10 protein-coding genes are annotated in these 12,374 nt (G+C 33.2%); 6 read left to right on the plus strand and 4 right to left on the minus strand.

The window, feature by feature from the left end; all coding sequences use genetic code 11:
- The first annotated feature begins 30 nt into the window (after positions 1 to 30).
- Positions 31 to 1,020, plus strand: coding sequence for a porphobilinogen synthase (gene hemB, locus EYD46_RS14330; RefSeq protein WP_130937858.1), 990 nt, complete (start codon positions 31 to 33; stop codon positions 1,018 to 1,020).
- Here hemB and EYD46_RS14335 read toward each other — a convergent pair.
- Together EYD46_RS14335 and EYD46_RS14340 are read right to left on the minus strand one after the other, a co-directional pair.
- Positions 1,017 to 3,908, minus strand: coding sequence for a hypothetical protein (locus EYD46_RS14335; protein WP_130937859.1), 2,892 nt, complete (start codon positions 3,906 to 3,908; stop codon positions 1,017 to 1,019). The two genes, hemB and EYD46_RS14335, sit on opposite strands and share 4 nt — an antisense overlap.
- Before the next feature lie 16 nt (positions 3,909 to 3,924).
- Complete coding sequence (locus EYD46_RS14340) at positions 3,925 to 6,693, minus strand: hypothetical protein (protein WP_130937860.1); 2,769 nt, start codon at positions 6,691 to 6,693, stop codon at positions 3,925 to 3,927.
- Positions 6,694 to 6,813: 120 nt separating this feature from the next.
- On the opposite strand from EYD46_RS14340, the gene EYD46_RS14345 reads away from it, so the two are divergent.
- Positions 6,814 to 7,917 (plus strand): CNNM domain-containing protein, encoded by a 1,104-nt coding sequence (locus tag EYD46_RS14345; protein WP_130937861.1) that lies wholly within the window; start codon positions 6,814 to 6,816, stop codon positions 7,915 to 7,917.
- A gap of 69 nt (positions 7,918 to 7,986) precedes the next feature.
- Here EYD46_RS14345 and EYD46_RS14350 read toward each other — a convergent pair whose 3' ends face one another.
- A complete protein-coding gene (locus EYD46_RS14350; RefSeq protein ID WP_130937862.1) occupies positions 7,987 to 8,388 on the minus strand; it encodes a hypothetical protein in 402 nt (133 codons plus the stop codon).
- 140 nt (positions 8,389 to 8,528) lie between these two features.
- Here EYD46_RS14350 and EYD46_RS14355 point away from each other — a divergent pair, with 140 nt between their 5' ends.
- The 4 genes from EYD46_RS14355 to EYD46_RS14370 are packed head-to-tail and all read left to right on the plus strand — an operon-like array spanning position 8,529 to position 11,429.
- Positions 8,529 to 9,002 carry a methylated-DNA--[protein]-cysteine S-methyltransferase gene (locus EYD46_RS14355; RefSeq protein ID WP_130937863.1) on the plus strand — a complete coding sequence of 158 codons (474 nt, stop codon included), beginning with the start codon at positions 8,529 to 8,531 and terminating at the stop codon, positions 9,000 to 9,002.
- A complete protein-coding gene (locus EYD46_RS14360) occupies positions 9,002 to 9,529 on the plus strand; it encodes a DUF4442 domain-containing protein (RefSeq protein WP_130937864.1) in 528 nt (175 codons plus the stop codon). The genes EYD46_RS14355 and EYD46_RS14360 overlap by 1 nt, the downstream gene beginning before the upstream one ends.
- Before the next feature lie 38 nt (positions 9,530 to 9,567).
- Positions 9,568 to 10,716 (plus strand): serine hydrolase domain-containing protein, encoded by a 1,149-nt coding sequence (locus EYD46_RS14365; RefSeq protein WP_130937865.1) that lies wholly within the window; start codon positions 9,568 to 9,570, stop codon positions 10,714 to 10,716.
- A complete protein-coding gene (locus EYD46_RS14370; RefSeq protein ID WP_130937866.1) occupies positions 10,716 to 11,429 on the plus strand; it encodes a 3'-5' exonuclease in 714 nt (237 codons plus the stop codon). Before EYD46_RS14365 ends, EYD46_RS14370 begins: the two co-directional genes overlap by 1 nt.
- Positions 11,430 to 11,480: 51 nt before the next feature.
- On the opposite strand, the gene EYD46_RS14375 is transcribed toward EYD46_RS14370, so the two are convergent.
- On the minus strand, positions 11,481 to 12,374 hold an 894-nt coding region (locus EYD46_RS14375), incomplete at its 5' end, for a T9SS type A sorting domain-containing protein (protein ID WP_130937867.1).

The raw sequence follows: 12,374 nt of genomic DNA on the forward strand, positions 1-12,374 counted from the left end.
CTTTGCGCTTGGATAAAAGTAATAAAAACTATGTTCCCTTTACGAAGAAACCGAAGATTAAGAACCAACGAAACCATTCGCGCTTTGGTTTGTGAAACCATAATAACACCAAATGATTTTTTAGTGCCACTATTTGTAGTGGAAGGCAAAGGCGTAAAAGATGAAATTCCATCTATGCCCAACTACTTTCGGTATAGTTTAGATTTACTAGAACACGAGGTAAAAGAGCTCTGGAAACTAGGTTTAAAATCGGTATTGCTTTTTGTAAAAGTACCTGATAATTTAAAAGATAATGCAGGAAAAGAAGCCTTAAACCCTAACGGACTTATGCAACGAGCTATTAAAACGGTTAAAAATGTGTGTCCTGATATGTTGGTAATGACGGATGTGGCTTTAGACCCTTATTCAGTTTACGGACATGATGGTATTATTGAAAACGGACAAATAGTTAACGATGAAACCGCACAATTTCTAGCAGAAATGAGTATCTCTCATGCCGCAGCTGGTGCTGATTTTGTGGCACCTAGTGATATGATGGATGGCCGTATTTTAACTATTCGCGAAGCTTTAGAAGACGAAGGTTTTACTAATACGGGAATTATGAGCTATTCTGCTAAATACGCCTCGGCGTTTTATGGGCCTTTTCGTGACGCACTAGATTCTGCGCCTGTAGATATTCAAGATATTCCAAAGGATAAAAAAACGTATCAAATGGATTATGGCAATCGTTTTGAAGCCATCAGGGAAACCGAAATGGATATTGATGAAGGTGCCGATATTGTTATGGTAAAACCAGGAATTTCGTATTTAGATATTCTTAGAGAAATTAAAAATGAAGTAGATGTCCCTGTAGCGGTATATCAAGTGTCCGGTGAATATGCCATGATAAAGGCCGCTGCCGAAAAAGGCTGGCTAAACCATGACCAAATTATGCTAGAAACCACAACAGCTTTTAAACGTGCTGGGGCAGATATTATAGCATCTTATTTCGCTAAGGATGTTGTAAAATTGATCTCTTAATTATTTTCCAATCGTTTTTCTATAGTATAGGAAGTTTCAAAATAGCCAATTTTACCATCAGGAGAAATGGCCTCTATGATAATGAGTTTATCGCCAATAGTATCATCATTATAAAATTCCAATTGTGCTTCTCCCTTTTCGTTAGTGTAGATTGAAGGTACCCAATATGTTACCGAACGTAAATCTGGAATGTCCCAATCCTCTGGTTTTAACGTCTCGTATTTAGGTGCATAAAATTCGCGTTGGGTTGAAAAACCTGCTATAGTACCTTTAAATACTCCCTTAGGAGCTCCAAGAGCAGCAATGCCATTACTGCCATAGGTGTATATGCTAATAATGCCAACAATGGCTAATGCCCTCTGCTTTGCTATTTCAAAAGGGTCATTACGCGGAAATGCTTCTTGATAATATTGTAAAACATTAGCTTTAGGTCTTTTTAAAATCTCAACACTTTTTATGTTTTCCACTGCTAAAAAAGGTAATAACGGATAATCTATACCTTCAATAAGTTCTCCATCAATAAATACAAAAGCAACATTAGTTTCTGCAATTTTGGGAACTTCAATGTCTTTAACTATAGTATCTTGGGGCGTAAACGAAGGATCTGTACTAAGCCCAAAAGCCTCCCCAGGGAAACTTACATTTTCAAAGTAAACATCATCAGGAAATTTAGTTCTAAGAAGATCATAAAGTCCAGACATCCAGTCTTCTTCTTCTTCAACCAGTTCTTCGTTATCAATTACTATATCTGGTGCCCCATGTAACTTAAATAGCTTTTCACGCTCTGGTGTCACATTATATCCTGTTAACTCTACTGTGCCTAGTTCCACTGTATCATCTGAGAGATTAAAACCTCCTGATGCACGTCTTTCTTCTGTCTTTTTCTTCAAAAATGCTGTAACAATAGTATCTGGCAATGCTATAACTTCTTCTCTCTTATAAGCTATCTTTGGTATTGGTATGGCTTTGTCTAGCTCAAAACTAATTTGTTTAGCCTTTCCTTTCTTATTTGAGGATTGTATCAGGATATCTAGCTCATCAGCATAATGATTACCTAAATTAAATACAAAATTCCCTATGCTATCAGTAGTTTGCATATAAAGCCCTTGAGGTTCTCCTGAGGTAAGCATGGTTAAATTTACTTTTTTCTTAGGTGGTTTTTTATCATTAAAGGCAGATCTTACTTTACCCGAAACACTTAAAGCTGTCTCTGGCTGTATATCAAAATTATAACTGGTATCACTTTTACTAAATACATAATTACGCCAACCCTGTGTTAACATCAAAGCATCTAAGTCCCGCTTTCTATACATGTTATTAGTATCAAAATAGATACTGGGCTGCTCTATAAAACCCTTTAATTCTGAATGTAACAAGAAATAAGATAAGATGTTGGGGTGCTCATTTCGATTTGGGTTCAGTTTGGCCTTGTCTATAACTAGTGCAGAAAAATTGGTTACAATTGCCTGATTTTCCTTATCAGTAAAATCCAAATTTAATGTGGTCTTATCCCGCTGCGCATAAATTGTTTTATCTTCTTTTACTGCTATGTTTAATATGCTTTTTTCATCTAAATTGAAAAATAAACGTTCACTTATTGGTACTTTACTATTGTTAAAAAGCGTAACACTTATAATACCATTGGGCAATTGTGCTTTTTTAATTAAAGCCTTATGAATCCCTTGTTCTAATGTAAAGTTATGTTGCTGAATTAACACTCCTTTACTTTTTACTTCAACATAAAGGCTGTCCTTTGTTTTTATCTTGCTTTTTATACTTAAACTTAGGTGTTTACTGGTTTCTGATACACTTAAAAGATAGCCAAGCGCCATTACTTTAGGTAAGGGGTATTTATACTCAACTCCGTTAGCCCTTATTATTTTACCATAGTAAGTTTTTTGTTTATCTGGTTTAAAGTACACAAATCCCATCCCCAATTTATTAGTGGTAAAAGGGGTAACTATACTATCTGTTTCATCAACTATATGTCCACTAACTACTTTACCTAGGCCTTCATAGTCAATAGATTTATAGGCTATCTTGTTTGTAAACCCTTCTAACATTTTTCCTCCTTCAGGGAAAAATTGAACGTCTAAAAAATCCTTATTTAGAGCAATGGTTTTGGAATAGGTGCTTTCAGTCTTACGTTTTCGGTTTTTTAATTTGGTGTCTTCTAACTGTACCTTTAATTCCACCTTAATTAAATCTTTAGGAATACTATATTCTAACACATATTGTTTATCTACTCTTTTTACTTCTACAGAATCCTTTAGATCTTCTGATAGAATGTATATATTTAAATCTTTATTATAACCGTCCTTTATACGTTCTGGATGTATTCTTACAGTTATTTTTAATTGATCATTATTTGTTTCACTTAACACAATATCGGTTATAACATCTTGTTTGTCTATAGGTTGTATAGAAAATACATCAATATATTGCTTGAAAATAAAGTCCGCTTCAAAATTTCTATTCCATTTAGTATAGGCTCTTATCAAATACCTGCCTGATGGTAACTTTTCATCTAAATCGAAAAAACTTTCTGCTATACCATTTTCTAACTTAAGCTTTTTTGTGCTTAATACATTTTCATCAAAATCTATAAGCTCTACATGTAAAATACCACTTCGCTTTGATGGAACATTTAAGGTATTAGTAACAATAGCCTTAAACCAAACGGTCTCCCCTGTGGCACAAATAGTATTACTAAGTTGAAGATATATTTTTTCTGCATAGGTCTTTTTGTCAACTTGTTTATTGGCAATAGGTGTATTGGTTTGTGATTGAGAAATACTAGTAAAACATAGTACAAAAATGAAAAAGAAGTACTTAAATTTTAAATAAAAATTATTAGAAATATTTCTTTCAAGATATAACGTAATCATATATACAAATGCTCAATTAATTATTTTCTTTACGCTCACCAACTGTATACTTACTCTTAAAATAGCCAATTTTACCATCAGATGAAATAGCCTCAACGATTATGAGTTTATCGCCAACAACATCATCATTATAGAACTCCAGTTGTGCTTCTCCTTTTTCGTCAGTATACATTGAAGGCACCCAATGTATTACCGAACGTAAGTCTGGAATCTCCCAATCCTCTGGTTTTAACGTCTCGTATTTAGGTGCATAAAATTCGCGTTTGGTTGAAAAGCCAGCTATGGATCCTTTATAAATCCCTTTTGGAACGTCTAGAGCTGCAATACCATTACCGCCATGGGTATATATACTAACAACCCCAATATAAGATGATGCTAATTGCTGCATAGCCATTGGGCTCATCCTTGGAAATGCCTCCATAACGTGTCTCATAAATGTCCCTTTTGGCTTTTTTAAAATTTCAACACTCTTTACATTTTCAACAGGTAAAAGAGGTAATAAAGAATAGTCTACTCCTGGAACCACTTCTCCATCAATGTAAAATAAAGTAACATCTGTTCCATATACATGTGCCCTATTTGTGGTTTTAATGAAAATATCATCGCGGAATTTAACTCTAAGGAGGTCATACAACCCAGACATCCATTTTTCCTCGACTTCTACCAATTCTTCACTATCTATAACTATATCTGGTGGTCCATGCAGCTTGAATATTTTTTCTCTTTCTGCAGTGACTTTATAACCTGTAAGCTCTACCACATCCAGTTCAACGGTGTTTTTATTCAAATTAAAACCTGCCAATGCTTGTCTTTCCTCTGTTTTTATCTCCAAAAACGTATTTATAATACTATCTGGAAGTTCTATTATTTCCTGTGTTTCATAGTCAACCCTAGGAGATGGTACTCGTGGGTCTAGTGCAAGTTGAAACTCTTTCGCTTTTCCTTTTTTATTTGTTGATTGTATCACTATGTCCAGTTTATCTCCGTAAGGGTCAAATAAATCAAAATTGAAGTAACCCGTACTATCCACTTCTTTAATATACGCACCAGGTGGTTTACCTGAAGTCAGTAAGGTTAAATTTACATTATTTTTAGGGGCTTTATTTTTATTCCATATAGAACGTACTTTCCCAGAAATTCGTAATGCAGTCTCGGGTTGTATGTCAAAACTTTTATTAGTGTCTTTTTCACTGAAAACGTAGGTACTCCAACCTTGTGTTAACATTAAAGCATCTAAATCACGTTTTCTGTACATATTAGTTACATCAAAGTAACGCGTTGGGTTTTCAATATGTCCTTTTAGTTCTGAGTTTAATAAAAAATAAGATAAAATATTACCTCTTAATTGGTCTGTTTGCTCAAACTGATTCTCATCTATTACTAAAGCAGATAAATTTGCTATTGTAGGTTCGCCATTAGCATTAGTAATCCCAAAATTTAGTTGTATTTTATCTCTTTGAGTATAATAATCTAATTGAGGTTTCGCACTAATACTTAAGTGTTTTTTTTCATCAAGATGAAAAAATAAACGCTCACATAATACGCTTTTATTACTGTCTAAAAGTGTAATATTAATAATCCCTTCTGGAAGTAAATGTTTTGGTAAGGACATTTTATAGGAATCATCGAGTAATTGAAACGTAAATTCCTTGAGTAAAATCCCCTTTGATTTTACTTGAACCCTAAAGTTATCTGTAATTTGAGTTTTGGATGCCACTTGTAAATTGATAAAGCTTTGCGTTTCAGAAACACTTAAATTATATCCTTCGGCATGTGTTTTTGGAATCTCGTATTTTAAAGCTAGCCCATCTTTCGAGATAGTTTTGCCATAATATATTTTGTGTAACTTTGGCGTAAAAAGCATGTAACCCATACCTAAGGTATTGGTTTTAAAAGGCAGTATTATACTATCCTTTTCATCTACAATAACACCATTAATCTCTTCTCCTAAACCTTTATAGTTTAAAGCTTTAAAAGCGAGTTTACTCGTTAAATTATCAACTAACTTCCCACTTTCTGGGAAAAACTGTAGATCGATAAAGTCTTTATCTATAGCAATAGTTTTGTTGTATGTTTTTTCTACTTTGGTTTTAAAGTTTTTTAATTTAGTGTCTTCTAACTTCATCCTTAAGTTTACAGCTATAGCATCTTTTTGAAGCTGATATTGTAGCTTATAAATGCCTTTTTTTGGTCTAACCTCAACAGAATCCAATAATTCATCTGCTTTAATATAAACCCATAAATCTTTCTTATAATCTGTTTTTATAAACTCTGGAAAAAATTGAGCGGAAATTTCATATTGCTCGGTGCCAACCTTTGATAATATTATGTTTTGAATAGGAGATGCTTCTTGTTTTCTATTGGGTCGAAAAAGGTTAATATATTGTTTAGAAATAAAATCGTCGCCAAAGTTTTTGTTCCACTCTGTGTAAGCTCTTACTAAATAACGTCCTGAAGGATATTTTTCATCTAGTTGAAAAAAATTATCAGCAATACCGTTTTCAAGCTTAAGCTTTTTAGTAGCTACAACTTGTTTATCAAAATCAATAAGTTCCACATGCAAAACACCACTGAATTTAGTAGGCACATTTTTAGCATCAGTCACAATAGCCTTAAACCAAACTATTTCGTTAGTAGTAAAGACTGTATTATTAAGTTGAAGGTAAATTTTTTCGGCAAAAGTGTTTCTAGTCGTTTTTTTGAGTATTGAGTCATCTTTAGATTGTGAGCTTATAGTATCTACTAAACAAAAAAGAAGTACAAAGAACAGAGACTTTCGTATCACAATGTAAAGTTTTAAGATATTTCCTTCAATATACAGCTTATTTGACAATCTAACAAGATTGTTACATCCTTAAATTAGTTAAATTGATTTTGTAAATTAGCCCGAAACTAAAACTTAGCCATGGCCTTACTTATATTCTACGGCATTATTTCTATATTTTTTTCTTTTCTATGCTCTATACTAGAAGCTGTTTTATTAAGTGTTACACCAACATTTATTAATTTAAAAAAACAGGAAGGTAAAGCCTATGCCATAGAACTTGAAATACTTAAAAAAGATGTTGACCGTCCGTTAATTGCGATATTAACCTTGAATACGATAGCTCATACTGTTGGTGCTATTTTAGTTGGTGTACAGGCAAAAGTGGCTTACGCAGAGATGTATGGTACAGAGACAAAAAGTATTTTGGGATTTGAATATACTGAAGATGTTATGGTGGGTGTTGTTTCTACAATCATGACCATATTAATCTTAGTTGCCTCAGAAATTATTCCGAAAACTATTGGAGCTACTTATTGGAAAGGTTTAGCCAATTTCACAGCAAAAGCATTAAAAATACTCATTTTCCCTTTAAAGTGGACAGGGATATTATGGCTACTCCAACTCACAACTAAATTAATTGGAGGTAAGGGTCATGGAAGTGTATTAAGCCGAGAAGGATTTATGGCTATGACTGATATTGCGCATGAAGAAGGTGTATTTCAAGAAAATGAAAGTAAGATTATAAAAAACTTACTTACGTTTAAAGAAGTATTTGCCAAAGATGTGATGACACCAAGAACTGTTATGAAAATTGAGGATGAAGCTACTACGGTTGAGGATTTTTTCAAGCGTAATTTAAATCTACGTTTTTCTAGGATACCTGTATATTCAAATGATTCAGATAACATTACAGGGCTAGTTTTAAAAGACGAAATCTTTAAAGAAATGGCCTTAGATAAGGGTTCCAAAAAACTCTCAGACCTAAAACGAGATATTATTGTTGTTAATAGAGGTTTACCTATTCCTACTTTATTTGAAAAACTAGTAGAAAGCCGTAACCACATGGCTTTAGTTGTTGATGAGTACGGCTCTGTTAGTGGCTTAGTAACCATGGAAGATGTGATTGAAACGCTTCTTGGAATGGAAATTATGGATGAAAGCGATAATGTTTCAGACCTTCAAAATCTAGCGAGAAAAAGTTGGGAAGCACGCGCCAAAAAATTGGGGATTATAGAAGATTAATAAAAAATCCTCATAATGTATAGTAATACTTACAAGGATTTTTTAATGTTAAAAACCACATAAATCCACTTACTGTTCATCCTTAGTTCCTGTCCAAGTACCAGATAGGTTTAAATTGGGGTTATTCCAAGTACCAGAAGATGTTGTTGCTCTAAACTTTCCGGTAAAAGACGCACCATTCGCAGCAGAACCTACAACTGCGTCTAAATTCCCATCATCATCTATAGTGCCATTAAGAGCTAAATTTTGTTGTAAATCGTTAGAAAAAGCCGTGCCGGTAACCGTACCATTTGTACTTACAATAACTGAATACGTCCCAGAATCACCACCATCGAAAGTACCAGACCATGGTCCAGCAATAACAATAAGGCTAAATTCTTCTTCTGTATCATTATCATCGCTACCTGAGCAATTAAAAACAGATAGAGTTAAGCATAACAATAGGACAGATAAAATTTTTGTTTTTTTCATAATAAAATTTGATTGTTTTTAGGTACATCGGTATATATTTAAAATGTCATCACTTTTTTATTTATTGAGTATGATTATCTTTGATAACGACTTTTAATATTTTGCATATTTAATCTCTTGAATAAGAAATAGTATATTTCATGGAAGAATGCATCATCAAAACACCTATAGGGTTTACTAAAATTATTGGTAGTGCTGATGGTATTTGTTCGGTTACTATTCTAAATTCAGAAGAAACAACTACTGATATTATTCCTGAAGTACTAGAAGATTGTGCTATTCAACTCAATGAATATTTTGAAGGATCACGTAAAGAATTCCAATTAAAATTAGATATAAAAGGCACTGATTTTCAAAAAAAAATTTGGAAACTTCTTCAAAATATTCCTTACAGCAAAACGATGTCTTATTTAGAACTTGCTAAAGCCTTTGGTGATGTAAAAGCCATTCGTGCTGTTGCCAGTGCCAACGGCAAAAACCCACTTTGGATTATTATACCTTGCCATCGTGTTATTGGTAGCGACGGCAGTTTAACAGGCTATGCAGGTGGTTTACATCGAAAGCAATGGCTCTTAGAACATGAAAGCCCCTATAAACAACAATCGCTTTTTTAATGTATCGTACCCTCGCAAATATTGCAAAACGGTTTCTAACTGATGCTCAAATCTATAAATATGGCTTTAATTGGTCTCCTATGTATCGTAGAACTACTGCTAAAATCATAGAGGTTTCTGAAGATTTACATTTTGTAAAAATTAAAATTCCTTTAAATTGGAAAAACAGAAATTATGTAGGGACTATTTTTGGTGGAAGCATGCTATCAGCTACTGATCCTATTTACATGATTCAACTTATGAATATTCTGGGAAGTGATTATGTTGTATGGGATAAAGCTGCGACTATAAACTATAGAAGACCTGCTAAAGAAATGGTGTTTTGCGATTTCATATTCTCTCCAGAAGAGATTGAAACTATCAAGGAAGATGTTAAGATAAGAGGTGAAATAGATGTTATAAAAACTCCTAATATCATCACTAAAGATGGCACTTTAATTGCGGAGTTACACAAAATCATTTACGTTGCCGATAAGACTTTCTACAAAAAAAAGCGACAGCGAAAAGCTAAAAATAAAAAGCAATAAGAATTTTCATATCTTAGTTACAACTTCAAAAACTAAATATGCGACTCCTAAGAAAATTCATAAAATGGTTAGTAATACTAATTGGCTTACTAATTATTATCCTTTACATTACTGACACTGATTACCTTATTAAAGCTGTAAGAACAATTTACCTTCAAGGGTATACTACTGCTTATCTTGAAGACTATAAGAAGTTTGATAATCAAGTTATTGAAAACGGAAGGCCACAACCTTGGCCAAATCATAAAGATTACAACTCAGTCAAAGAGACTAAAGGGTTAGACTCTATTAACGAAGCTAATGGTACTGTTGCTTATGTGATTATAAAAAATGATAGTATTTGGTTTGAAAACTATTATGATGGTTTTAATGAAAACTCTAAAACCAATTCTTTTTCGATGGCAAAAAGTTATGTTTCTGGACTTTTAGGAAAAGCGCTTATGGAAGGCCACATTAAAAGTCTAGACCAACCCGTTAGTGATTTTTTACCTACGTTTAATGAAGGGTTAGCGGCTAAAATGACTGTTGGAGATTTATCCAGTATGTCATCTGGTACAACTTGGGATGAAAAATATTATTCTCCATTTTCAATAGTAACTCGTGCTTATTTTGATGACGATTTAGAAAAAGTGATGCTAGGTTTAAAGGTTGAAACAGAGCCAGGAAAATCATTTAAATACTCAAGCGGAGATACTCAAATGTTAGCTATGGTTATTGAAAAAGCCACAGGCAAAAAACTCTATAATTATTTAACTGAAAGCTTCTGGAAACCACTAGGTTGTGAAAATTCTACACTTTGGCAAGTTGATAGTGAAAGTCACGATTTAGTAAAAGCATACTGTTGTATTGCAAGTAATGCTAAGGATTTTGCGCGTTTTGGCAAACTTTATAAAGACCATGGAAAATGGAATGGTAAACAAATTTTAGACTCCACTTTTGTTGCAAAATCTATAAAACCTGTTCATCCTGATGGAAGCATGTATGGATATGGTATGTGGTTAAAAACTATAGGTAGCAAAAACTTTTTTATGATGCGTGGTCACTTAGGGCAATATGTTATAGTAGAACCAACAGATAATGTTATCATTGTTAGACTTGGACACTCAAAAGGAGATAATACCATGGTTGGTCAATTTACCTCAGATATTTTTACTTATATTCAAGAGGCTTATAAAATGCTTGACTAATGATTTCAAAATTAAATCTCGAAAACATATTATTTCTTGATATTGAAACCGTACCTGAAACACAATTCTTTTCAGATTTAGATGAAACAAAGCAATTGCTTTGGGAACACAAATCGCAATATCAACGAAAAGATGAGTTTACGGCAGAAGAGTTCTATGATCGTGCTGGGATATGGGCAGAATTTGGGAAAATTATATGTATTTCTGTAGCTTACTTCAATTTCCAAGGACAACGACGCATGTTAAGGGTTACTTCTTTCTATGGAGATGAAATTACAATTCTTAAGAATTTTAAAAATCTACTAATTACCCACTTTAGCCAAACAAATCATTTATTGTGCGCTCATAATGGTAAAGAATTTGATTTTCCCTACATAGCACGCCGCATGATTATTCATAATATAGAACTACCGTATAAACTAAATCTTTTTGGCAAAAAACCATGGGAAGTCCCGCATTTAGATACTCTAGAACTCTGGAAATTTGGAGATTTTAAAACTTATACTTCTTTAAAATTATTGACTAATGTTTTGGGTATTCCATCTCCTAAAGATGATATTGATGGCAGTGAAGTGTATAGCGTTTATTATGACGAAGGAAATATTGATAGAATTATAGATTATTGTGAAAAAGACACTATAGCTGTAGCTCAAATATTTTTGAGATTAAGAGGTAATGCCCTTTTAGAGGATAATGAAATTATTCGTATATAAAAAACGTCTAAGTTTAAAAACTTAGACGTTTTAATTGTTTTTAGCTATTAATTACTCTTTGATAAATCGTTTTGTCAGTAATTCGTCTCCATCAAAAACTTGCAACATATATACACCACTCTCAATTCTATCAACATTTACCTTACCAGTTGATTTTCCTTCTGCAACAATTTGTCCTATCATGTTCATAATTTTGTAATCAAAATTTGATGTTCCAGGTACACTAACATTTATAAAATTACCCCTAACCGGATTAGGATAAACTATAAACTCCTCTTCCTCTTCAACTTGTTTGTTTATTTCTGTTTTTGTTGTTCCTCCTAAATTCACTAGAGAATTTCCGCTTCCAGTGGCTGATCCAAATCCAGTAATTGTAACTTGATCAATAAAAATTTGATCTGCATTTCCTGAGGCATCGCACTGGAATCTAAATCCAGAATTTGATGCAAAATTATAAACAGATGCAGGTATGACTACCGTAGCATTATAAAATGTATTATTATTAATTTCTATAGTTCTAGCCCAAGTTTCAACAGTGATCCAAGAAGACCCATCAAAGAAGCGTAACCAAAAATCTTCAGTGTTTTCAAAACTAAACACATAGAAATAGAAATCTACTTGTACTTCAGCAAATGATGTTAAATCTACATTTGAATAAGTCATCGATGAAGCAGTACCTGAATTATCTCTTATTCTTATTGAAAAATTACCTTCATAGGACCTAGAATCAGATCGTCTTGCACAATCACTTCCACCATCAATCCATCCATCTAAACCAGTCTCAAAAAAGCCTTGATGTATTACAACATCTGTCGGCACACTATTTACATTTACAGTTCTACTTACTAGTGTGGCTGCATTGCCTGCCGCATCACTTACATTATAAGTGACTACATACGTGCCTGCGATACTTGTGTCTACTACATCCCCAGCAATAACAATGTT

Source organism: Hyunsoonleella pacifica, assembly GCF_004310335.1.
Classification (GTDB): Bacteria; Bacteroidota; Bacteroidia; order Flavobacteriales; family Flavobacteriaceae; genus Jejuia; species Jejuia pacifica.